19 protein-coding genes and 1 pseudogene are annotated in these 23,252 nt (G+C 48.6%); 9 read left to right on the top strand and 11 right to left on the bottom strand.

Going from position 1 to position 23,252, the window contains the following annotated elements; all coding sequences use genetic code 11:
* Nucleotides 1-25: 25 nt before the first annotated feature.
* The 7 genes from ACNFVB_RS05535 to ACNFVB_RS05505 all read right to left on the bottom strand — a co-directional run bounded on the left by ACNFVB_RS05535 (nucleotide 26) and on the right by ACNFVB_RS05505 (nucleotide 7,293).
* Nucleotides 26-595: a L,D-transpeptidase family protein gene (locus ACNFVB_RS05535; RefSeq protein WP_430738351.1), complete on the bottom strand. Its 570-nt coding sequence runs from the start codon at nucleotides 593-595 to the stop codon at nucleotides 26-28.
* Between the two features lie 99 nt (nucleotides 596-694).
* Entirely contained in the window at nucleotides 695-1,471 is a 777-nt protein-coding gene (locus ACNFVB_RS05530; protein ID WP_430738350.1) for an SDR family NAD(P)-dependent oxidoreductase, read from the bottom strand.
* 179 nt (nucleotides 1,472-1,650) lie between these two features.
* Nucleotides 1,651-3,348, bottom strand: coding sequence for an AMP-binding protein (locus ACNFVB_RS05525; RefSeq protein WP_430738349.1), 1,698 nt, complete (start codon nucleotides 3,346-3,348; stop codon nucleotides 1,651-1,653).
* A gap of 356 nt (nucleotides 3,349-3,704) precedes the next feature.
* Complete coding sequence (locus tag ACNFVB_RS05520; RefSeq protein WP_430738348.1) at nucleotides 3,705-4,865, bottom strand: DNA topoisomerase IB; 1,161 nt, start codon at nucleotides 4,863-4,865, stop codon at nucleotides 3,705-3,707.
* A 191-nt stretch (nucleotides 4,866-5,056) separates the two neighbouring features.
* The gene (locus tag ACNFVB_RS05515; RefSeq protein ID WP_192993871.1) at nucleotides 5,057-5,341 is read right to left on the bottom strand and encodes a pyrimidine/purine nucleoside phosphorylase; all 285 of its coding nucleotides are present in this window, start codon (nucleotides 5,339-5,341) and stop codon (nucleotides 5,057-5,059) included.
* 43 nt (nucleotides 5,342-5,384) lie between these two features.
* Nucleotides 5,385-6,480 (bottom strand): peptide chain release factor 2 gene (gene prfB, locus ACNFVB_RS05510; protein ID WP_201586389.1). Its coding sequence is split into 2 segments (ribosomal slippage): nucleotides 5,385-6,407 and nucleotides 6,409-6,480, totalling 1,095 coding nucleotides; the frame shifts between segments, so codons are not numbered across the junction.
* Between the two features lie 105 nt (nucleotides 6,481-6,585).
* A complete protein-coding gene (locus ACNFVB_RS05505) occupies nucleotides 6,586-7,293 on the bottom strand; it encodes an HAD family hydrolase (protein WP_430738347.1) in 708 nt (235 codons plus the stop codon).
* 164 nt (nucleotides 7,294-7,457) lie between these two features.
* Between ACNFVB_RS05505 and ACNFVB_RS05500 the strand changes: the two genes are divergently transcribed.
* Nucleotides 7,458-7,904 (top strand): hypothetical protein, encoded by a 447-nt coding sequence (locus tag ACNFVB_RS05500; protein WP_430738346.1) that lies wholly within the window; start codon nucleotides 7,458-7,460, stop codon nucleotides 7,902-7,904.
* A gap of 98 nt (nucleotides 7,905-8,002) precedes the next feature.
* Here ACNFVB_RS05500 and ACNFVB_RS05495 read toward each other — a convergent pair whose 3' ends face one another.
* Nucleotides 8,003-8,539 (bottom strand): gamma carbonic anhydrase family protein, encoded by a 537-nt coding sequence (locus tag ACNFVB_RS05495; RefSeq protein ID WP_430738345.1) that lies wholly within the window; start codon nucleotides 8,537-8,539, stop codon nucleotides 8,003-8,005.
* A 448-nt stretch (nucleotides 8,540-8,987) separates the two neighbouring features.
* On the opposite strand from ACNFVB_RS05495, the gene carA reads away from it, so the two are divergent.
* From carA to ACNFVB_RS05460, 7 genes are all read left to right on the top strand, one after another.
* Nucleotides 8,988-10,229 (top strand): glutamine-hydrolyzing carbamoyl-phosphate synthase small subunit, encoded by a 1,242-nt coding sequence (gene carA, locus ACNFVB_RS05490; RefSeq protein ID WP_430738344.1) that lies wholly within the window; start codon nucleotides 8,988-8,990, stop codon nucleotides 10,227-10,229.
* Nucleotides 10,230-10,382: 153 nt separating this feature from the next.
* The gene (gene carB / locus ACNFVB_RS05485; RefSeq protein ID WP_289056892.1) at nucleotides 10,383-13,646 is read left to right on the top strand and encodes a carbamoyl-phosphate synthase large subunit; all 3,264 of its coding nucleotides are present in this window, start codon (nucleotides 10,383-10,385) and stop codon (nucleotides 13,644-13,646) included.
* A gap of 409 nt (nucleotides 13,647-14,055) precedes the next feature.
* Nucleotides 14,056-14,535 carry a transcription elongation factor GreA gene (greA, locus tag ACNFVB_RS05480; RefSeq protein ID WP_105245143.1) on the top strand — a complete coding sequence of 160 codons (480 nt, stop codon included), beginning with the start codon at nucleotides 14,056-14,058 and terminating at the stop codon, nucleotides 14,533-14,535.
* 411 nt (nucleotides 14,536-14,946) lie between these two features.
* Nucleotides 14,947-15,813, top strand: coding sequence for a hypothetical protein (locus ACNFVB_RS05475; protein WP_430738343.1), 867 nt, complete (start codon nucleotides 14,947-14,949; stop codon nucleotides 15,811-15,813).
* 206 nt (nucleotides 15,814-16,019) lie between these two features.
* Nucleotides 16,020-17,288: a putative DNA modification/repair radical SAM protein gene (locus ACNFVB_RS05470; RefSeq protein ID WP_430738342.1), complete on the top strand. Its 1,269-nt coding sequence runs from the start codon at nucleotides 16,020-16,022 to the stop codon at nucleotides 17,286-17,288.
* A gap of 12 nt (nucleotides 17,289-17,300) precedes the next feature.
* Nucleotides 17,301-18,173 carry a TIGR03915 family putative DNA repair protein gene (locus tag ACNFVB_RS05465; protein ID WP_430738341.1) on the top strand — a complete coding sequence of 291 codons (873 nt, stop codon included), beginning with the start codon at nucleotides 17,301-17,303 and terminating at the stop codon, nucleotides 18,171-18,173.
* A 40-nt stretch (nucleotides 18,174-18,213) separates the two neighbouring features.
* Nucleotides 18,214-19,674 (top strand): glycosyltransferase, encoded by a 1,461-nt coding sequence (locus ACNFVB_RS05460; RefSeq protein ID WP_430738340.1) that lies wholly within the window; start codon nucleotides 18,214-18,216, stop codon nucleotides 19,672-19,674.
* Nucleotides 19,675-19,686: 12 nt separating this feature from the next.
* On the opposite strand, the gene ACNFVB_RS05455 is transcribed toward ACNFVB_RS05460, so the two are convergent.
* Nucleotides 19,687-20,217: a cupin domain-containing protein gene (locus tag ACNFVB_RS05455; protein WP_430738475.1), complete on the bottom strand. Its 531-nt coding sequence runs from the start codon at nucleotides 20,215-20,217 to the stop codon at nucleotides 19,687-19,689.
* Nucleotides 20,218-20,454: 237 nt separating this feature from the next.
* A pseudogene (locus tag ACNFVB_RS05450) lies at nucleotides 20,455-20,814 on the bottom strand (gamma-glutamyl-gamma-aminobutyrate hydrolase family protein); the annotation flags it as partial.
* A gap of 17 nt (nucleotides 20,815-20,831) precedes the next feature.
* Here ACNFVB_RS05450 and ACNFVB_RS05445 point away from each other — a divergent pair.
* The gene (locus ACNFVB_RS05445) at nucleotides 20,832-21,476 is read left to right on the top strand and encodes an aldehyde dehydrogenase family protein (protein WP_430738474.1); all 645 of its coding nucleotides are present in this window, start codon (nucleotides 20,832-20,834) and stop codon (nucleotides 21,474-21,476) included.
* Nucleotides 21,477-21,604: 128 nt separating this feature from the next.
* Here the strand turns inward: ACNFVB_RS05445 and ACNFVB_RS05440 are convergent, their stop codons facing one another.
* The gene (locus ACNFVB_RS05440) at nucleotides 21,605-23,047 is read right to left on the bottom strand and encodes an APC family permease (RefSeq protein WP_430738339.1); all 1,443 of its coding nucleotides are present in this window, start codon (nucleotides 23,045-23,047) and stop codon (nucleotides 21,605-21,607) included.
* Between the last annotated feature and the right edge of the window lie 205 nt (nucleotides 23,048-23,252).

Here is a 23,252-nt window from a genome sequence, read left to right as displayed (position 1 = left end):
TGCCGCATGGTCGCCAAGTAGGAGTTTATTCCACGATTTCGATCGGTGTATCAATGGCAACCAATGCCATAATCTCATCCATCTCATCATTAGTCACCGCAATACAGCCGTCCGTCCAATCACGCTGCTGCGTAATAGCCGCCAGATGACCAAGGCCATTTTTTTGTCCATGAATCATAATATCACCGCCCGCACTGACCCCGCGTTTTTTGGCTTGGGCTTTATCAGCGGCGTTAGGATAACTGACGTGGATGGAGCGATAGTAGCTAGAGTTTTCATTTTTATAATCAAGAACATAACTCCCTGTCGGTGTGCGCTCATCGCCTTCTTGGCGCTTATGTCCCACTGGGCTATCCCCTAAAGCAATGTGATAAGTTTTGATTACTCGATCGCCACTTAATAGCTTTAATACCCGCTCGGACTTATCGACATAGACTTTGTCAATCTTGATATTTGCAAGGTCAGTTTGATGGCCTTTGTCAAAGTGATTTGCTGCAGCGAGCGTTTTGTAGACTGTCAGGCCAACGCCGAGCAAAATAAGCATCGCCAAGGACAGCAGGATGATTTTTTTGGGGTATAAACGAAAAAATGACACAGTCTTTGCCTTTTATAATCCGCCAGTAATGAGCTTTTATAAAATAACAAAAATTTGTGTCAAATATGTGCAAAAATTATGAATACGCTAAAAGCGCGATTACACCATACGAATCGCGCCATCAAGGCGAATCACTTCGCCGTTTAGGTAGGCGTTATCAATGATATGAGTAACCAATTTGGCAAACTCGTTTGGAGCACCCAAACGCTTAGGATACGGCACACTTGCTTCTAACTGTTCGCGCGCCTTTTCGGGAATGGTGTCCATCATCGGTGTGGCAAACACACCAGGCGCGATGGTCATGACTCTGATGCCGTGGCGCGACAGCTCGCGTGCAAGCGGCAAGGTCAGCCCGACCACCCCAGCTTTTGATGATGAATAGCTAGCTTGCCCAACTTGTCCATCAAAGGCGGCGATAGAGGCGGTATTGATGATAATACCGTTGTCTGCGTTTGATGCGTAAGCGCCAGCTGCCACACGCTTAGCAATGCTAGCCGCTACCAAACGTGCGACGTTAAAAGACCCCATGAGATTGATATGAACCCCGCGGCTAAACGCCTCTAGATCGGCAGGTTGGTTTTCACGATCGAGCAGCTTTTGTACCACCGCAATGCCCGCACAGTTAATAGAGCCTTGCAGACCGCCAAAGGCTTGTTCGGCGATGTCTACTGCTGCTTGCACATCCTCGCCGCTGGTAATATCACAGCGTACAAAACGGCTATTTGCGCCCAGCTCATCAGTCAGTGCTTGTCCTGCCGATTCATTTAAATCGGCGATGACCACCTTGCCGCCTTGAGCGACGATCGCCCGTACCACGGCTTCGCCAAGGCCTGATGCACCGCCCGTTACCAAAAAGCTGTGTTGTTCAATTTGCATAATCCTTCCTTTTATTTGTCTAGTATTCTTTGCATGTAGTCTTTATAGTGTACGGAAAAATATTTAAGACAGTGCATGATGCATTGCTCATCTTAAGCTAATATGGCCAATAAGGCGGCGACTGACGTATAGTCGCCCTTAATATGGCCGCGTCTTGATATCGTCGCGTTTTTCTTGGCTTATGCCGCAGACAAACTGCGCAGCAAAAAGCGCTGAATCTTGCCACTTGGGGTCTTGGGCAATGCTGCCACAAACTCAATGTCACGCGGATAGGCGTGTGTCGATAGACGCTTGCGTACCAGGGCTTGTATTTCTTTGGCCAGCTCATCTGAGCCTTCGATGCCGTCCTTTAGCACCACATACGACTTGATGGTATGACCGCGCACTTCATCAGGTACGCCGACGGCCGCCGACTCTGCCACCGCATCATGCTCCAGTACGGTGTTTTCGACATCAGTCGGCCCCACACGGTAGCCTGCGGTGATGATGATGTCATCATCACGCCCTGAGAACCAATAGCTACCGTCACTATGACGTTCGACCACATCGCCTGTTAGGTAGTAATCACCGACAAAGGCGTCTTTTTCATTCCAGCTATAACCACGGAAATAAAACGCGGGCGACTGACTGACCACCACCGCCAGCTGGCCTTGCTCACCATCAGGCAAGACATTCATGTCATCATCCAACACGACGAGGGTATGCCCTGGAAGCGCCATACCCATTGAGCCGACAGGACACTCATGGGTCAAAGCATGGTGCTCGCAGCACGTCATTCCCGTCTCAGTTTGTCCATATTGGTCACAGACTTTGCAGTTTAGATAAGTCTCCACCCAGTTGACGACCTCGGTATTTAGGGTCTCGCCTGCCGAGTTGGCGCAGCGTAGGGATAACGCGGCATCGCTATCATCATGCGCCTGCTCAAACACGCCGCTGGATTTCATCATACGAAAGGCAGTGGGCGAGGAGGCCAAATTGGTAATCTTATGACGCGCCATAAAGTCGCGCGTGTTTTCTGCATCAAATCCTGACTCATTAAAATGGGTGGTGATGCCCATCAGCAACGGCCCTGTAATGGCATAATACAACCCATAGGCCCAGCCAGGATCGGCCATATTCCAGTAATTATCATCGGCGCGCAAATCGATGGCATAACGCATATATAGATAAAAAGCCGAGAGCGCGCTGAGAGGAACGCTGACGCCCTTAGATTTACCGACGGTCCCAGAGGTAAACATCTGCAAAAATGGCGCATCTGTATCCAAGAGCACAGGCGCCGCCGTAGATGACTGCGCTGCTACCACCTCCTCATAACGATCGTCACCCCAGCCATGGTCCTGCTGGCTATCATCGCCGCCCACCAAAACCATTTTGGTTTGCTCAGCCAAATCCTCAAACTTGCCGCGGTTCTCAAGGTTGGTAAATACCACTTTGGTATTGGCCTTATCCATACGGTATTTAATCGAATCATAGCCAAAAGCGGTAAATAACGGCTGATACACGGCACCAATACGCCATGTCGCCAATACAATAGTCAGCAGTTCAGGTGTGCGCGGCAGCATGGTCGCCACTTGATCGCCAGCTTGCACACCATATGACTGGAGCAAGTTGGCAACGTGACCACTGGCCTTATCAAGCTCAGCGAAGCTTAGGCGCGTGACGTTGCCTGCTGTATCTTCGTGTACGAGTGCGAGATGCTCACCCTGCCCATCACGCACATGGCGCCCACAGCAGGCCATGTAAGCATTTCGCTGGTCGTCCAGATGCTCGCCATATATTTCGGTCAATAAGTTATTGATATTAAAGTTTTGATAATAATCGCGGTAGTGTGGGCGCGTATCGGTGTGAGTTGTCGTGGGGGTCGATGAGGTAGTCATAAGCCAATCCTTTAGCACTTGCAGGTCATTGATGACAAGTGACAACAGCGGCGCATGACATCATGGATCAAAATGCTCATGAATCAAAACACCACTGTCTCACTTGTAAAACCGCCCTATCCTATGGGCGGTTTTTATTGTCTATACGCTATTAGTAACGCATTTTACTTATTATTTCAATACATAAAGTATCATTTTTATATTATTTTTTTTCTGCTGGTATTATTATTTCTACGTAGTTTTTATCTATTTAGTTTCTATATAGTTATGACCGTTCAGCGCAATTGCATATGACTTATCCTGTCATCGCCATGGCAGGCTTATGCGACATAACGTCTCATTGCTAAGCCCACAGGTTATTGCCAAGTACACAGGCAGCTTAATAGCGCTTTTTCTTCACAGCTTTGGTGCTTTTTGCTACGGCCGCGTCGGGCGTGTTTGTATGTTTCAAAAAACTGACCTGCCAAAAACCGTTCGATAAGCATCGGATGAATATAAGAAGCACGGCATACCGCTGGCGTATTGCCAAGCTCTTCGGCCACGCTCTTCACCATATCGGTAACCAGCTGCTGACGCGCCTTGCTAGCCGGTGGGCTGGCTAAGATTTTCCGGCCTGCCGAGGTCTGCAGCTCATCATACAGATAGCTCGCTGCCAGTACACTGGCCATCCAAGTACGAAAGTCCTTTGCACTGTACAATTTGCCCGATGTAAGACCCTCCAAGTCATCGCTGCTCGGCTGTTTGTGCGCCTCTGTATCCGCACACAGATGACGGCGCAAGTAGTCATTGACATCGCTGCTATCCACAACTTGCTTGTCACCATTTTCATCTAAATATTTAAAAATCTGATACCCTGGCAGCTCACTACAGGCTTGCACAATTTCAATCAAGCGCTCGTCTTGCAGCTCGATATGATGCTCTTTAGCACTTTTACCGACAAAATCAAACGCCAGACCGTTATCCGTCTCGCTCACGTGCTTACTGCGCAGCGTACTCAGGCCATAGCTTTTATTCATCTTTGCATAGCGACTATTACCGATACGAATAAGGGTAGTTTCCAATAACTTGACCACGGCGGCTAATACATTGGCGCGTGATAACGGCGCAGCTTCTAGATCTTTTTCGACTTGCGCCCGCAGCGTGGGCAAGGCGGTCGCAAACCCTATCATCGCGGCAAACTTGGCGTGATCGCGCACGCGGTTCCACTCCGGATGATACAGGTACTGCTTGCGCGCTTTGTCATCGCGGCCTGTCGATTGCAGATGGCCTTTTTCGTCTTGGCATATCCACACCTCTGACCACATCGGCGGTATCACCAGCGCATCAAAGCGCTGACGCAGCGCTTTGTCTTTTACCGTCTTGCCTGCCGCATCACGATAGGTAAAGCCACGACCCCAACGCCGACGGGTAAACCCAGGTTCATCGTCGCTGACATAACGCAGGTTTGCCAAGCGTGCTAAATGTTCATAATCATGGCGTATATCTTGCGGAGTTGTTTGCTGGTCTAACTTCGCCATAAAAAATACTCGATTGATAAAATAGACGCTTTAGCATAATGAATTGCGGCAGTTTTTACTATTTGCTTGCCACAAGCAAAGTGTAATACTGTGTAAATAGCCGTTCAATTAGCATAAAAAAACGCCAAGCATTTAATACTTGGCGTTTTTTATGGCTAGTGTCAATATGACGACGACAAATCTAAAAAGCTTTATTTACCATAAGTGCATAAATAAGCGGTCTCAACCTCTACTTTTACGCCAAACTTCTGATTGGCTTCAACGGTAAATGACTCGCCAGCATCAAAGGTCTGCCATTCGCTACTTTCTGGCAGTTTAACGGTCAACGCGCCGCTCACCACACTCATGGTCTCAAATTCGCTGGTGCCAAATTCATACTCCCCAATTTCCATCACGCCGACAGTCGCTGGCAGAGTGGCTGTCTGAAAGGCGATCGACGTGACTTTATCGTCAAAATAACTATTTACACTTGGCATAACTTTTCCTTAAGAAATGGTGTTTAAAATGTGTTGATAAACCTTACAGTCCTGCTTTAAGGCTGGCTTCGATGAATTGATCGAGATCACCATCGAGTACCGCGCTGGTATTAAACGTCTCAACGCCAGTACGCAAGTCCTTGATACGTGAGTCATCGAGCACATACGAGCGAATTTGACTGCCCCAGCCGACGTCAGACTTATTGTCTTCGACCGCTTGCTGTTTTTCCATACGTTTTTGCATCTCAAGCTCATAAAGCTTGGCGCGCAGCATTTTCATGGCAGTGGCTTTGTTGCCATGCTGGCTACGCTCGTTTTGGCACGTGACCACCACGCCAGTTGGCTCGTGGGTAATACGCACCGCAGAATCAGTGGTGTTGACGTGCTGACCGCCCGCGCCCGATGAGCGGTAGGTATCGATACGCAGATCGGCCGGATTAATATCAATCTCGACGTTGTCGTCAATCTCAGGCGAAACAAAAACAGCGGCAAATGACGTATGACGGCCATTGTTGCTATCAAATGGTGACTTACGCACTAGGCGATGCACACCAATCTCGGTACGCAGCCAGCCAAACGCATAGTCGCCTTTGATCTCGATCGTCGCTGATTTAATCCCAGCGACACTACCAGACGACACTTCGATGACCTCGACCTTAAAGCCATGTGACTCCGCCCAGCGCGTATACATCCGCAGCAGCATCTCAGCCCAGTCTTGTGCTTCGGTGCCGCCACTACCCGACTGAATGTCTAAGTAGCAGTTGTTTGGGTCCATCTCGCCGCTAAACATACGGCGAAACTCCAAGTCCGCCACACGCGTCTCGGCACTATCTAGCTCGCTTTGCACGTCAGCCAGCAGTGACTCGTCCTCTGCCTCGACCGCCAGCTCGAGCATGGCAGAGGCATCTGCCAAGGTAGTCTCAAGCGATATCACCACGTCAATGACACCATCAAGCTGACTTTTTTCTTTATTAATCTTGGTCGCGCGCTCAGGATCGTTCCATAGCTCGGGATTTTCTAATTCCAAATTGATTTCTTCTAGGCGCTCTTGCTTACCATCGAAGTCAAAGATACCTCCGAAGGTCCTGTCCTCGCTCAGATAAGTCTTTGATTTTTTCTTGATACGGATTGATTTCCATAAATAGTCCTGTTTTTTTGCTAAAAAATAAAGGTCGCACTCGGGCGCTATTTTAAATGAGATTTCAGTTACATAATGGATTAATTGTGCGCTGACTGGTAGCGGCTCATTGACCAGCCTCAATCGACCAATCTTCGACCGCCCAGCGATGCGCCAGCGCATGAGCATGCAGCACGTCATCAGGAGACACGCAGACTGCGACGTCCGCCCATTCTAGCAGCGGGATGTCATTTTTAGAATCTGAATACGCATAAGTTTTTTCAAAGCGAACGCCAGCGAGCTGCTGCTTATTTAGCCACTTATCGAGATGATAAATCTTACCTTCTTTAAAGTTTGGCTTGTCGGTGAGCTTGCCGGTATAGCGGGCGTCTTTTATCTCAAGCGGCGTCGATAATACATTGCCAGCCTCAACCCCAAAACGCTTTGCGATGGCAGACACCACAAAATCATTGGTCGCGGAGATTATCACCACATCATGCCCTTTTTCCACATGCTGACAGAGCACCTCCATCGCTTTTGGGCGGATGTGCGGCTCGATCTCAGACTTGATATAGTCTTCGCGTAACGCGTGTAGCCTCTCCATCGGTAAGCTGCTCAAAAACTGCGCGACAAACTCATTGTACTCAGTGGCATCGAGCGTGCCTTCGATATAGTCCTGATAAAACTTTTGATTGGCCGTACGATATTCGGCCTCATCGACCAGATTGTGCTTGACGATATACTCGCCCCAAAGATAGTCACTATCGACATCGAGCAAAGTATGATCCAAATCAAAAAGCGCCAGTTCTTTTGCTATCGGTTGTGCTGCCTGCATAATAAAGCCTTATGGTGAGTGATAAAACGATGATTGGTAAAGAAGGGTTAAAAGTTGGGTGATAATTGGTGGCACCCCATCTTCCATGACTCGGTAATATTTCGTGAATACGACTGTTTAGCAAACAAAATTATGCTAACTTTATAATAAAAACAGAGAAGCTTATGAAAACGCCCAATCCCCAGTCCACCACCTCTCGTCGACCGAGACGCCCTGCCCGCTCTATCAAAGAGATTAGGCGGCGGCAACGAGGAGAGGATTATCAGTCTCCGACGGCACGTATCTTATACACGCTCTTGACAGCTTTGCTGTATGGCGCTGGCGGGTTGTTTATCGATCTTGCTATCGTCGTGATTCGTTCTTTATTCAATCTAGGCACGGGCGATATTTTTTGGTTGTTTACGCCCATCCTGCTGATTTTGGGTGCCATTATTGGGTTTTTTGTCGGCAAAAACGCCGGTGCCGAGAGTGTCAATGCCTTACACAATCCGCAAGCTGGCAATAACGCTTATCTCGACGACTACTCTATACGTCATGATATCTTTCGAGGTCTGATGATCGGGATTGCTATCTTTGCGGTTATTTGGCTGGTCATGATGCTCATGACGTAAATACGCGCAACCACAATATCAGCGACGATAAGACGAACAACGGATAAAATGAGAAACGACAAAATGAGCCACTCATCTCCGCCGTTTATTACTTCTTATCATTCAGGCATGGCTATTTCTTTGAGGCCAGTTTTAAACTTCTGACAGCGCTCACTATAGTGCATGGCCGATAGTTTTAACATCGCTGCTTGCTCATCCGTTAGGGTTTTCACCACTTTGGCCGGTGCGCCCATGACCAGTGAGTTGTCTGGGATTTCCTTACCTTCTGTGACTAAGGCTTTGGCACCGATGATGCAGTTTTTACCGATTTTGGCATGATTGAGCACCACCGCACCGATTCCGATTAAACTATTATCGCCAATCTCGCAGCCGTGCAACATTGCCAAATGCCCAATCGTCACATAATTACCTATTTTGACTTCGATACCTGCATCGGTATGGATGACGCTGTTTTCTTGTATATTACTATAGTCACCGATATGAATGCGCTCGTTGTCACCGCGAATCACCGCACCAAACCAGACGCTGGCTTGATGGCCCAAATACACATCACCAATCACTTGTGCGCTATCAGCCACCCAGCCATGAAAGGGGCTAGCAAATTCAGGGGTTTTGTCTATATACTGGTAAATCATAACGGTTCCTTGTCCTACTAAAAAACGCTTCGGTTAATTGGTCGATGTTGCGGTTCATGATGTTACGACTCATTGTGGCAAAGACAACTGTAGAAATCCAGCGCTATTCATCGTAGCCGCTCGCCCATCTGGCCAACTTAATTCTGACAACTTGGCACAGCGCTTGTGCTGTGTTAAAAATCAGCTGGCTATCTGCGTCTACATTGTATATAATGCGCAAAATCTGTGCCTAAGCGAGCGGACATGATGCAAGTTACCTATTCACTACCTAGTGAGTTTTGTAGTTTCCATCGATAATGTCTTCTCGCTTTTTTGTGGGCAACTTTTGTGTGCAGCCTATATTTTTTTTGAGGTTTATTATTCCCAAGACCTTAAAAACAAAGGCTTTACACCGACAGCCAACCACAAGCATCGTCACAGAACTCACAAATAATAGCGGAGGCAAACCTTGAATTCATCGGCAGAAATACAAGCAATTTTGGCACTAGCAGACGGTACGATCTTTCGCGGTGTCAGTATCGGTAGCCTTGGTCATCGTGTCGGTGAGGTGGTGTTTAATACAGCCATGACAGGGTATCAAGAAATCCTAACTGACCCAAGCTACGCGCGCCAGCTGGTCACTCTTACCTACCCGCATATCGGTAATACTGGCACCAACAGTGAAGACAGCGAATCTGGCAACACCCATAAAGTATGGGCAGAAGGTCTGATTATCCGTGATGCCACTATGGCAACCTCAAGCTTTCGTAATACCGAATCATTAACCGATTACCTCACGCGCAATGATACGGTCGCGATTGCCGATATCGACACCCGTAAGCTGACGCGCATCTTACGTGATCAGGGGGCGCAGCATGGCTGCATCATGACTCCAGCCGAAGGCAACACCATCACCCCTGATGACGAGCAACAAGCCATTAAACTGGCACAAGAGTTTGCCGGTATCAAAGGCATGGACTTAGCAAAAGAGTGCTGCACTAAAGAAAACTTCGAATGGACAGCGGGGACGTGGGATTTGTCTGACACACTGCTAAACCGTGATGCACCCGGTAGCCATGATAGCGGTACAGGCGGCTTTTTTAAGCAGCTTGGCACTCACATCGACTCTAAATACAACGTCGTCGCTTATGACTTCGGTAGTAAAACCAACATCCTGCGTATGCTGGTCGACCGCGGCTGTCATGTGACGGTGGTACCAGCGCAAACGCCGATTGCAGACGTACTGGCGATGAACCCAGACGGTATCTTTTTATCCAATGGCCCCGGCGACCCTGCCGCCTGTGACTATGCTATCGACGCGGTACGTCACATCATCACCGAGACAGATATTCCGACCTTTGGTATCTGCCTAGGCCATCAGCTGATTGGTCTAGCCAGCGGCGCTAGCACCATCAAGATGAAAACTGGTCATCATGGCGCCAACCATCCTGTACAAGATTTGGCCACAGGGACGGTGATGATTACCAGTCAAAACCATGGTTTTGCTGTCGATGAAGACACGCTACCTGACAACGTCAAATCGACTCACCGTTCACTGTTTGATGGTACCAACCAAGGTATTGAGCTGACCGACAAGCCAGTATTTAGCTTCCAAGGTCACCCAGAGGCCAGCCCTGGCCCGCATGATGCTGCGCCGCTGTTTGATAAGTTCGCTGAGATGATGGAAGCGGCTAAAACTGCTCAAGCTTAACGATTCATTATAGCTTGATAATAAGTCAATGCTTGAATCGCTAAAAGCGGTTTGAGCAGTACTGTAACAACGCATTGTAAGTATAAAACGCCATAAGCGTTATTAAAAATAAAGATTACTCAAAATATCACCCAAACGAAGGTAGCCCTAACTATGCCAAAACGTACCGACATAAAAAGCATTCTTATCATTGGCGCAGGCCCTATCGTCATCGGCCAAGCATGTGAGTTTGACTACTCAGGCGCGCAGGCGTGTAAAGCGCTACGCGAGGAAGGCTACCGCGTCATCTTGGTCAACTCAAACCCTGCGACCATCATGACCGACCCTGTGATGGCCGATGCCACCTATATCGAGCCAATTACTTGGCAAACAGTCGAGCAAATCATCGCCAAAGAGCGCCCTGATGCTATTTTGCCGACGATGGGCGGCCAAACGGCGCTGAACTGCGCGCTGGATTTGGACAAGCACGGCATCCTTACCAAATATAACTGCGAGCTGATTGGCGCGACCAAAGACGCGATTGAGATGGCAGAGGATCGTGATCTGTTTGACCAAGCCATGAAGCGTATCGGCCTTGAGTGCCCACGCGCTGAAGTCGCTGAGACCATGGAAGAAGCCTTTGCTACCCAAGAAAAAATGGGCTACCCATGTATCATTCGTCCGTCATTCACCATGGGCGGCTCAGGCGGCGGTATCGCGTACAACCGTGACGAGTTCATCGAGATTTGTGAGCGCGGCTTTGACTTATCACCGACCCATCAGCTGCTTATCGATGAATCACTCATCGGCTGGAAAGAGTATGAGATGGAAGTGGTGCGTGACAAAAACGACAACTGCATCATCATTTGTGCGATTGAGAACTTTGACCCCATGGGCGTACACACGGGCGACTCTATCACTGTCGCGCCTGCGCAGACTTTGACCGATAAAGAATACCAAATCATGCGTAATGCCTCGCTTGCGGTACTGCGTGAGATTGGCGTCGAAACTGGCGGCTCAAACGTGCAGTTCGGTATTAACCCAGACACGGGCCGTATGGTCGTCATCGAGATGAACCCTCGCGTATCACGCTCGTCTGCCCTTGCCTCAAAAGCCACGGGTTTTCCGATTGCCAAAATCGCTGCAAAGTTAGCCGTTGGTTATACCCTAGACGAATTGCAAAATGACATCACAGGCGGCAAAACGCCAGCTAGCTTTGAGCCGGCGCTTGACTATGTCGTCACCAAAATCCCGCGTTTTAACTTTGAAAAATTCCCACAATCGGACAATATCCTCTCGACGCAAATGAAGTCAGTCGGTGAAGTCATGGCAATCGGCCGTAACTTCCAAGAGTCCATGCAAAAAGCCCTGCGCGGCATGGAAACAGGCTCAGACGGCTTTGATGAGCAAATCGATTTGACAAAAGTACCGGCTGACAAAGCGCGTTCTGAGATTATCAACCGTCTAACCATCCCAACGCCTGAGCGCATTTATTATCTGGCTGATGCCTTCCGCGTCGGTATGAGTGTCGATGACGTCTTTAATTACACCAAAATTGACCCATGGTTTTTGGTACAGATCGAAGACATCGTCAAAACTGAAGCACAGGTTAAAACCTTAGGCTTTGGCGGCTTGAACGCTGAAAACATGCGTAGCTTTAAGCGTAAAGGCTTATCAGACCTGCGTTTGGCCAAGCTGCTCGGCATATCACAAAAGCAATTACGCAAAAAACGCTGGGATTTAGCCATTTATCCAGTCTACAAGCGCGTCGATACCTGTGCGGCAGAATTTGCCACCAGCACCGCCTACATGTACTCAACTTATGACAGCGAATGCGAGGCCAACCCAACCGATAAGAAAAAAATCATGGTGATCGGCGGTGGTCCTAACCGTATCGGTCAAGGGATTGAGTTTGACTATTGCTGTGTCCATGCTGCCCTCGCCATGCGCGAAGACGGCTATGAAACCATCATGGTCAACTGTAACCCAGAAACCGTCTCGACCGATTATGACACCTCAGACCGCCTCTACTTTGAGCCAATCACGCTAGAAGACGTGCTAGAGATCGTCCGTATCGAAAACCCAGACGGCGTCATCGTGCAGTTTGGCGGACAGACACCATTGAAACTGGCGCGCGCGTTAGAATCTGCTGGCGTAAAAATCATCGGTACCAGCCCTGATGCCATCGACCGCGCTGAAGACCGTGAGCGCTTCCAGCACATGATTCAGCAGCTAAACCTCGTGCAGCCATCAAACGCGCTAGCGACCAGCCTAGAAGACGGCTTGGTGAAAGCCAAAGACGTCGGCTATCCGTTAGTCGTTCGCCCATCATACGTCTTGGGTGGCCGAGCAATGGAAATTGTCTATAACGAAGACGAGCTAAAACACTACTTGCGTACCGCTGTACAAGCATCAAACGAAGCGCCCGTCTTATTAGACCGCTTTTTAGATGATGCCATTGAGGTCGATGTCGACTGTGTTTGTGACGGCACTGATGTGGTAATCGGCGGTATTATGCAGCATATCGAACAAGCAGGCGTCCACTCTGGCGACTCGGCATGTTCATTACCGCCTTACTCATTATCGGATGAGCTTTGCGATACCATGCGTGCGCAGACGGTAGCGATGGCAAAAGAGCTTGGCGTGGTCGGCCTAATGAACGTCCAATTCGCGGTAAAAGGTAACACCGTTTACATTCTAGAAGTGAACCCACGTGCCGCTCGTACCGTACCGTTTGTCTCTAAGTGCATTGGCACCTCATTGGCGCAAGTGGCAGCGCGCTGTATGGCTGGCACGTCATTAAAAGATCAAGGCTTTACTACCGAGATCGTTCCTTCGTTTTACGCAGTAAAAGAAGCGGTCTTCCCGTTTGCCAAGTTCCCGGGGGTCGATCCTATCTTGAGCCCTGAGATGAAATCAACTGGTGAGGTCATGGGCGTTGGTAAAACCTTTGGCGAAGCGTTTTATAAGGCCATTATCGGTAGTAACGAGCGCCTGCCAGGCCTTCCTGTTGAAGGCGAAACCAAAACGGCCTTTATCTCGGTTCGTGATAGCGACAAGGCACAAATCGCCCCTATCGCGCGTCAGCTTGCTGATTTTGGCTTTAATATCGTCTCAACGACGGGTACGCAAAAGGTGCTCAGCGAAGCCGGTATTGCCAGCACTCAGATCAACAAAGTCACCGAAGGTCGTCCGCATATCGTTGATGCCTTGAAAAACGGCAAAATCGACCTTATTATAAATACTACCGAGGGCAAGCAGGCGCAAGAGGATTCATTCTCTATCCGCCGCAGCGCGCTACAGAATAAAGTGTTTTATGTCACGACCTTAGGTGCAGCGGATGCTGTCTGTAAATCTTATGCCATCGACTTGCCATTTGATGTCTATAAGCTACAAGATTTGCACGAGCAAGCAAAGGTGGTTGACGCGGCCCAATAATTTCAGTAGATTAAGCATTATCGTCAAGCAAATAAAACGCAGCGACAAAACGTGTCAAGCGTTTTGATACGACAATAATGCTTGAGAAGACGTTTACCAAGATAGACCCAAAAAGCATAGTGGCTAAACTGCGACTATGCTTTTTATTATGTAAGATCACATGCGCATCTGCCCGTTGGTAAATGCGCCGACCCATGATCTGTTTAGCCTTTTCGTACCATGTATAAAGATCAGCAGAGCCAGTCAGACATGAGCAAGGACTACCCGTCGTAGCCTGCGCTGCGTTTGCCACCGCTCCTCGTATCTTTATGCTTGATACAATATAACTCTTTATATATCAAACCCATTGCAACAACACAGACACCATCTCATCTGAGGTGGTGTGATGTTATTGATTTAAGGAAAAAACATGCAACGTTACCCCATGACTCCCCAAGGACACGCGGCGCTAGAAGCCGAACTAAAACAGCTAAAAAGTGTCGATCGCCCTCGTATCACCGCCGCCATCGCCGAAGCCCGCGAGCACGGTGATCTAAAAGAAAACGCTGAATACCATGCGGCACGCGAGCAGCAAGGGTTTTGTGAAGCGCGTATTCGCGACATCGAAGCCAAGCTCGGCGCCGCACAGGTCATTGACCCAACGACCTTGCCAAACGATGGTCGAGTGGTATTCGGTGTGAGCGTAGTCATCGAAAACATGGATACCGAAGAAGAAAAACAATACAAAATCGTCGGTGACGATGAAGCGGATTTTAAAGCAGGCAAAATCTCTGTCAACTCACCCATCGCTCGCGGTCTGATTGGCAAGTTTGAAGGTGATGAAGTACGTATCGAAACGCCAAAAGGTATGGTGGAGTACGAAATCATGAAAGTCATCTATGACCAATAGCGCCCATTTTTATCTGCTTAGGGCGTGTTGAAAATTCAACCATAGCACTGACAGAGACTATTTGTGAATGCTCAACAGGCCCTAATAAGTAGCAGGTATTATAGACACCTTTTTTATAGCAGTTACACAATGCCACTTTTATACTCAATTTGTTTTGCCGCATAATCATGACAAGTTTGCGTGCAAATCTCAAGTAAAGTGGCTCATTGATGCACTATTATTCAAAATAATGACGGCTTGATAGTTAAATAGCGCAGTTAAAGCGTGATTATAATTGACTGTCATCAGTACTCGATACCCCCGTTATTTGGCATGTATTACCGTGTCATTTAGCGGGGGTTTTGTTTAGGCCGTTACCTTTTGCCGCTTTATGATTGGTGATATTGACTGTTATTTTTTAAGGAGTCTTTTATGAGCTTGACATCGATACCTGTGGTTACTAATCACAAAACCATCCCCCAAAAAGCATCTGTAGCGATGGCGGTTTCTCTTTTTTTTACCGGCGCATTGCTTGCGGCCAACTTAGTACATGCTGCGCCTGAAGTGACCATCAACGCATCTGCTGGCAGTAGCACGACCGTCGTTGAGCAGTACGCTGATGGCAAAACAGCCACTATTACAGCAACGCCCAACGGTATTACGATGAAAGACGGTATGCCCTATGCGGTCACGCAAGTGACCACAGTGCCACGCTATACGGTGCACCAAAGTGGCAACGATACGGTCGTGACCCAAGGCCGCACCACGGTCACTAGCGTACCTGTCACCGAGCAGCTGACCCAAAAAACCAGCCACGTCGATGTCATTACCGCTCCTACGACCACCGTCGTGACAAACCCGCCAGCAACGACGCAAATCGTATCCACCTCTGTAGATACCTTGCAATTGACGCCAACTTTTAGCACCCCTGGCATTGTTAATGCACAAACCAAGGTCATGAAGATATTAAAAAACAGCGACGGCCGCGAAATAGCCGTACCTGCCAACCATATCGCCCCTGGTGACGTGATTGAATATCGCACCACTTATCTCAATACCACCGCACAACCCGTCACTGACATCAATGCCATGGTGTCGCTGCCAAATGGCGTGCAATTGCTGTCCTTAAATAGCCCGCTACCCACACAGGCCACCACTGGCGGCGACAGCTATCAGACCATCCAGCAAGTTGGCAATACCGTGGTCATCAAAGAGAACTATTCTGGTCTTAAGTGGAATTTGGCTGACCTAAGTCCAAATGCTGCTCAGACCGTTGTCATACGAGCAAAGGTTCAGTAAAGACTATATTTTAGAGTCTGGTTATTTAATCACTCTGAAAATAACAAAAGGTCTTGCCGGTTCGTTTTATAGTCAGCAAGACCTTTTTATGACGTATCTTGCGACACTACCTGACGTGTAGTTTTGTATATTATCCTATAAATACAACGACTTAAGCCTGATTTTGCTAAAATACATATCTATAAATGATTTGGTAGATCACGCTTATGGCAACCATCAATTATGAACGATTGCAAGGCAAGCTCAATATTTTGGCAGATGCGGCAAAATACGATTTGTCTTGTTCCTCCTCCGCTGGCACGCGCAAAAATCAAGGCGGTGGCCTCGGTGATGCTTCAAAGACAGGCATTTGCCACAGCTATACCGAAGACGGTCGCTGCGTCAGCTTGCTCAAAATCCTCTTAACTAATCACTGTATATACGACTGTGCTTATTGTACGTCACGTAAAAGCAATGACACCCCGCGCGCCGCCTTTACAGTGGAAGAAGTGGTGGATTTGACCATGCAGTTTTATCGCCGTAACTATATCGAGGGGCTGTTTCTCAGCTCAGGTATTTTTAAAAATGGCGACTACACCATGGAGCGACTGGTCGAGGTCGCCAAGATACTGCGTACTCGTGAGCGCTTTAACGGCTACATTCATCTAAAAACCATCCCCGGCGCGTCAAAAGAGCTATTGTTAGAAGCGGGGCTTTATGCAGACCGCTTGAGCGTCAATATCGAGATTCCTACCAAATCAGGGCTGGCGTTGCTCGCTCCAGAAAAATCTCACGACGAGCTAAAAGCGCCGATGCAGACGGTAAAAGAAGAAATCGTCACAATTCGTGAAAGCCGTAAAACCCATAAAAAAGCGCCAAAGTTCACGCCAGCTGGTCAAACCAGTCAAATGATAGTTGGGGCTAGTAACGAGACAGACTTACAAGTGATTCAGCTATCGAGTCATTTTTATCAAACTTATGATCTCAAACGCGTCTACTACTCAGGGTACGTGCCGATGCTCTCTGACAATCGCTTGCCAGCGATAGGCACGCCGGTGCCCATGGTGCGCGAAAACCGCCTTTATCAAGCGGATTGGCTAATGCGTTTTTATGGTTTTGGCGCGCATGAAATCGTAGAGCCTGAGTCACCATTTCTCGATTTAGACTGTGATCCAAAGCTCGCTTGGGCTATCCGTCATCGCGAGCATTTCCCTGTCAATATCCAAACAGCAAGCTATGAGATGATTGTACGCATCCCAGGTATCGGTACCAAAACCGCCAAAAAGATTGTGACAGCGCGTAAGTTTAATCAGTTGACCCTTTATCATCTCAAAAAAATGGGCGCGGCGGTCAATCGTGCCAAATATTTCATCGCCACCACTGGTAAAAACGAGCATCTCGCCCATCTGACCCGTGAGAACTTCCGCCAATATGTGCTGGCGCAAACACAGACCAAATATAAGGATCAGCGTAGTGGGCAATTAGCACTGTTTTAAAAAGGAGCATATATGCTAGAGATGGCCCCACACACCGCGTACCCTGTTGGTCAATTGACACCCAGTATTGTGCTTTATGAGCCAAGTTTTGAAGGGTGGTTAAGTGCTGTCTTCTATGTTTATGCTAATAAATTACATGACGATGAAGCACTACAATTAATTGCCCAAGACTGTTATGTACCCTCATTGATTGCTCAAGCAACCAGCGTTGTGGCTAATGAGGAACATGCTGAGCGCGTGCTAGTCAAGCTAAACCAGCTGCTCGGCCGCTCAGGTATGCGCAACTTGCTATGGGGGTTTTTATCAGAAAAAGAGCACATCGGCACAACGTTATTTTGGGTGGTCAAATACGCCATCGATTATCCCAATCGCCATATCATGCAGGATGTCGGCAATTTGCATGTGCTCGAGCTGGTGCAAACGGTCAAATCTGTCGGCCGTGAAAAACACCGCATGGAAGCCTTTGTGCGCTTTGAGCACACCACCGATGATATTTACTTCGCCCGCGTGGAGCCGGACTTTAATGTGCTGCCACTCATAGGTGAGCATTTTCGGCAGCGCTATCAAGACCAGCATTGGGCGATTTATGATATAACGCGCGGCTACGGCATTTATTATGACAAAAGTAACAGTACAGCCACGCGCCCTGCCGCCTTGCAGACCATCACTGATCTAGATGATGCCGTCCTGCGCCGCCCTGCCAGCATTCATAGCGCAGATGAGCGGCGCTATCAGCAGTTTTGGCAAGGCTACTTTACCAACGTCAATATAACTGAGCGCAAAAACCCACGCCTGCATCGGCAATACTTACCGCAGCGCTACTGGAAATACTTGAGCGAAAAACAAATACTACCCAATGCCGAGCATATCCAAAAGCGGCGCTAATGTTTTTTCGTTCCCATCCTTTATCTTCGTGGTTGAGTTTTTGCCACTTTTAACTGACAATAGCAACTTCATATTTGATTTGGTGACCCTTGCTGCTATGAAAGTGATGCGCTTATTATCGTCTTTAAAGCATGATGAATCCGAGCGCGGTATTTTTCATCTTGGCCGCGCCTTGGTCAAAAACGGTCACACCTCTATCATCGTCTCAAGCGCCGATGAAGAAAACGATCTGGTCAAACGTCTCAAGCGTGATGGCAACCATTATCATCAGCTGCACATGAATAAAAAATCGTGGCTGTCGTTGCTGCGCGTCAACGCCCTACGCCATCTGATCGAAAAATACGACCCCGATGTGATACATTTGCACTCGCGTACGCCTGCATGGATACTACATCTGGCCTTGCGCCGCGCGCGCCTAAAGCGCATGCCCAAGCTGGTGTCGACCATGTACGGCTTTTATCCGATCAATAAATACTCCCAAGCGCTGCTCGATGTCGACGTCATGATTACTGTCTCCGATAGTGTCACCAACTACCTAAAAAAAGGCCTGCGCCGAGAAGACGCAGGACCCAAGGTCATCAAACGTATTTACCGCGGCGTCGATACCCGCCGTTACCCTTATCGGCACAATCCATCTGTCTATTGGCTACGGCACACCTTTGCCGAGTATCCTGAGCTTGAGCACAAAAAATGGCTGGTATTTCCCACCGTCATTGGTAATGAATATGGTCAAGAGTGGCTGATTGATATTTTGGGCAATTTGCAGGAGCAATTTCCCAATATTCATGTCATCATCATGGACGATGATTATAGAGATGGTGACGTGGTACACGAGGACTTTCGGCAGCGTACCAATACACTTGGGCTGGCCGAGCGCATCACCTACGTGGGTAGCAAGCGCAATGACATGCGCGAGTGGCTATCAGCGGCCAATATCGTCATGGCGCTCGCCAATGAGCCTGAGTCTATTGGTATCAACGCCCTACAAGCGATTCACCTAGGCACCCCCGTCATTGGCTGGGATCAAGCGGCATTCAGTGAGATATTACAGCCGTTATATCCGCAAGGGCTGGTCAAAGAGTACAACGCCAAGGCACTTTGTAAAGCGGTTCGCAATCAGCTAGAGAGTGTCACGCGCCCTGAGATGACCTCCAAATTTACCATGCGTGAGATGATTGAGGCGACTCTTGAGGTTTATCAATCACTGTATGACGCATCACTGGCTGAGGAGCAAGCGGCACAGGACGCCGCAGCGGTCAAACGAATCAATAAAAGCCTTAAGCGAGTAGCAAAATCCATTCCTGAGTCTACTTATGTAAAAATCGACCCAATCGATAGCCATACAAAAATTAAGCTGAGTAAAGAAAAACCCAAGCCGAAACCAGAAACACCGTCACAGCCAGAATCAGAGCCGACCACTTTAGACTCAGACACTTTACGTTCAGACGCTTCAAGCGCTAAGGCAGCAGACGACACAGTATCAAACAACAACCCACCATGACAACAGCGTGACTTAGTAAGTCGTCGGCGTGTGCGCACTGACGATACGGGTGATACTATCGCTTGGGTTAATAAAAGTATGCGGCTTCATTGTATCAATCACATAGCTGTCGCCTTGATTGAGCAGATAGGTGGTCTCTTCGACACGGATCAAAATCTTGCCTTCAATAACCGTGCCGATCTCCTCGCCCTCGTGGGCGATTTTTTCTTCTGTCGAACTATTAGGCTGATAAGTCTCAATCAAAAACCCCAAGTTTTTTGTGGTGCTGCAGTTATACACTTGTTTTAGCGACACCCGACTACCCGCCTCACTCAGCTCTAGCAAGTCTTTTGGTGTGACCACCACACGGGCTTTTGGCTCTTTCCACTCATCACTAAAAAACGTGGTCAGATCAGAGCCAAGCACAGTCAAAATCGCCTTTAGCGTGTTGACCGCTGGGCTAACTTTGTTGCGCTCTATAGAGCTGATAGAGGTATTGGTCAGCCCTGCCAGCTTGGCCAGCTTGCGCTGTGAGTAGCCTTTGGCCAAGCGTAATTGGTTGATTTTTTTGCCGATATCTTCTTCAACAGATGCCTCTGTCTCGGCGGGCGCGGCGCTTGGCAGACTATCGTCTCCTGCGTCATCATCGCTGCAAACACTGTCGTCATCGGCCCCCTTATCATCGCCTTCATTATCGATTCCTTTAATGGCATCGGCATCGTTATTCGCCTCATTATCGGTATCGGTACTGGCGTCACAGCTGGCATCAGGGGGGGGTTGGTATCTCTATGATCTTCTTCGTTATTCAGTGCGTTGTTTGCTGGCATAGTGAATAAATTCCGTGAATAGAAACTTGGACAAGTTGTCTTTTTCATAGTTTAACTCAGGATGCCACTGCACACTAATCATAAATGGATGCTCAGATAAGCTTATCGCCTCGACTAGGCCATCAGGTGCCAGCGCCTCTACCAACAAGCGCTCACCGACTTTATTGATGGCTTGTTTGTGCAAGGAGTTCACATGCCATTTTTTGCCAAACGCCGCCAGCCTACCTGCAGGCTCGATGATGACGTCATGGACGGGCTGATACTGCACTTCGAGCGGCTGACTGCTGTCTTCTAAGTGCGGCTCATAAAACCCTTCTACCTCGCGCCAATCAGGGTGACGTGTGCCTTTAAATCGAGCAAGCCGTCAAAGGGGCAATCTCAGGGCGGTTTGGCAATACCGGACAAGCCTGTAATGCAGCCAAGCGCCTGATCATCATCGAGTCGGTCTATGACAAGTTCGTTGAGGGCTTTACCAATGCCGTCCGCGACATGACACTGGCAGACCCCCTTGATGAGCGCACCTTTATCGGCCCAATGTCCTCAAAAGCCGCCGCAACCAACTTACAAGCACAGTTAGACAGCGCCATCAAAGCCGGTGCCACGGTACTGGTCGAGGGCGGGATGATCAAAGACAAACCCGGCGCGTGGTTTGCGCCTGCCGTTCTGACTGATGTCGATGAGTCGATGGATGTCTACCGTGAGGAGTTGTTTGGTCCTGTGGCCGTCGTCTATAAGGCGCGTGATATCGAGCATGCTATCCAGATCGCCAATGACGTGCCATTTGGTCTTGGCGCTTCTATTCAGACGCAAGATGCTGACTTGGCTGCTGATATCGCCGACAAGCTAGACGTCGGTATGGTGACCATCAACGCCCCTTCTGGTAGCGAGGCAAATACGCCATTTGGCGGGGTCAAACGCTCAGGGTTTGGCCGCGAGCTTGGCACGCTGGGTATCACTGAGTTTTTAAACCATAAGCTGATTCGTGACAAGTCTTAATGCACCTTGGCCACGCCCAATGACAAAACAGCAGCCTAACATGAACTGTCAGGCTGCTGTTTTGGGCGATGAGAAGCCCGCGGTTTTAAGCTTTCTTTCTATTTTCAGAGCGGCTCTCTTTACCGATCTTAGCATTTAGGCGGATTGTCCTTGAGCCACAGTTGGTTGACGATCTTTAATTGACGCAACTCTTCTGCCATGATCGACTCACTGATACCAGGGTATTTGATACGTGCATAGCTATATAACACAATGCCCAGCACCGTCCAGCCAAGGAAGATCCACCACTCAACTGCGGTCAGTGCTGATGGCATGCCTGGCATATATAGCATCAACAGACCAATGCTCAGCGCAATCGTCACCATACCGACCAGCTTACCTGCCGGTATCTTAAATGGACGTACCATATCAGGCTCGCGGTAACGCAGCACCAAAAAGGAGATCGCCACACAGCTATAAGCGATGACAATCCCAAAACCGCCTGCATCGACGATCCATACCAGCATCTTGCGACCAAATAATGGCGCAAGCGTCGCAAGACCTCCGATTAATAAGATCGCATTGGCGGGTGTGTTATATTTAGGATGCAGCTTGCCCAAAAACGCTGGCAACATATGTGCTTTTGACATGGCATAAAGTAGACGGCTGCCACCAATCAAAAAGGCATTCCAGCTGGATAAAATACCCAGTACACCGCCGATAACCAATAAGATACCAGCCCACTTGCCCTGCCAAGCATTGGTCATCGCATCTGCGGTCGCAAGCGTTGAATTCTCTGCTTGTATCAGCGGTAAAGTGGTGCCCACACTCCACGCAATACCCACATACCACAACACCGCCACAATGATAGAGACAATCAAAAACTTACCAATATTGGGACGCGTCAGGTCAATCTCTTCTGCTGCCTGCGGGATGACATCAAACCCGACAAACATAAAGGGCACCATCACGATGACGGCCATAATACCGCCGATACCAGCGATAAAGGCGGGGGCTTGTACAGAGTTTGTATTTTCAGGATTAAACAGTACCGCACCGATAAACAGTAGCGTACCGACAAATAAAATACCCAGTACCGCTGTTTTTTGGAACCATGCACTGACTTCCATACCACGAATATTTAGCCAAGTGACAATAATAGAACCCAGCATCCCAACGCCTACCCAGGTGGCATAGACATCCCAGCCGGCGATGGTCCAAAGATAGCCTTGGTTGTAATTGGGAATAAAATACTCGACCACCGTTGGCAGGGCGACCGCTTCAAACGCCACCACCGAAAAATACCCAAATAAAATGCTCCATGAGCAGATAAAGGAGACATTTACCCCCAGTGCTCGATGCGTATAAGTATGCTCGCCGCCTGTAATCGGCATAGAAGCGGCCAGCTCAGCATACGTCACACCGATTAGTATCACGGCCAAACCGCCTATCAAAAACGCCAGCATTGCGCCCCACGTTCCTGCAGACAAAATCCAACCGCCAGCCAAGACTACCCAGCCCCAGCCAACCATAGCACCGAATGCTAAGGCAATAATATCTAGCGTCCCTAACGATTTTTTCAATTCAGACATAACCTACTCCTTGTCTGTATGTCATCCGTGTGAACCTTTGATGGTTACACTATTTTTTGTTTAGCGGGATAGTTCCCTTCATAATTATCATATATCCCTTTTTGTCCATGCCGTCGTTTGCATCTTGCTTAATAGGCAAACGACAAAAATAGCAACGGCGTCTTGACTTGCAAGGCGCCGTTAGAAAAAATGTACTCAAAGCGAG

Source organism: Psychrobacter sp. VH5 (assembly GCF_050572635.1).
Classification (GTDB): Bacteria; Pseudomonadota; Gammaproteobacteria; order Pseudomonadales; family Moraxellaceae; genus Psychrobacter; species Psychrobacter celer.
Note: the sequence above shows the minus strand (reverse complement) of the source record. Positions and strands in the feature narration are given on the sequence as shown.

What these genes read in the sequence shown, in the direction of transcription:
- ACNFVB_RS05525 (WP_430738349.1), bottom strand. Translation starts at nt 3,348, where the DNA reads ATGACTACCTCATCGACCCCCACGACAACTCACACCGATACGCGCCCA.
- carB (WP_289056892.1), top strand. Translation starts at nt 10,383, where the DNA reads ATGCCAAAACGTACCGACATAAAAAGCATTCTTATCATTGGCGCAGGC.
- ACNFVB_RS05500 (WP_430738346.1), top strand. Translation starts at nt 7,458, where the DNA reads ATGAAAACGCCCAATCCCCAGTCCACCACCTCTCGTCGACCGAGACGC.
- ACNFVB_RS05440 (WP_430738339.1), bottom strand. Translation starts at nt 23,047, where the DNA reads ATGTCTGAATTGAAAAAATCGTTAGGGACGCTAGATATTATTGCCTTA.
- ACNFVB_RS05530 (WP_430738350.1), bottom strand. Translation starts at nt 1,471, where the DNA reads ATGCAAATTGAACAACACAGCTTTTTGGTAACGGGCGGTGCATCAGGC.
- ACNFVB_RS05495 (WP_430738345.1), bottom strand. Translation starts at nt 8,539, where the DNA reads ATGATTTACCAGTATATAGACAAAACCCCTGAATTTGCTAGCCCCTTT.
- ACNFVB_RS05520 (WP_430738348.1), bottom strand. Translation starts at nt 4,865, where the DNA reads ATGGCGAAGTTAGACCAGCAAACAACTCCGCAAGATATACGCCATGAT.
- ACNFVB_RS05465 (WP_430738341.1), top strand. Translation starts at nt 17,301, where the DNA reads ATGCTAGAGATGGCCCCACACACCGCGTACCCTGTTGGTCAATTGACA.
- ACNFVB_RS05475 (WP_430738343.1), top strand. Translation starts at nt 14,947, where the DNA reads ATGAGCTTGACATCGATACCTGTGGTTACTAATCACAAAACCATCCCC.
- ACNFVB_RS05505 (WP_430738347.1), bottom strand. Translation starts at nt 7,293, where the DNA reads ATGCAGGCAGCACAACCGATAGCAAAAGAACTGGCGCTTTTTGATTTG.
- ACNFVB_RS05470 (WP_430738342.1), top strand. Translation starts at nt 16,020, where the DNA reads ATGGCAACCATCAATTATGAACGATTGCAAGGCAAGCTCAATATTTTG.
- greA (WP_105245143.1), top strand. Translation starts at nt 14,056, where the DNA reads ATGCAACGTTACCCCATGACTCCCCAAGGACACGCGGCGCTAGAAGCC.
- ACNFVB_RS05515 (WP_192993871.1), bottom strand. Translation starts at nt 5,341, where the DNA reads ATGCCAAGTGTAAATAGTTATTTTGACGATAAAGTCACGTCGATCGCC.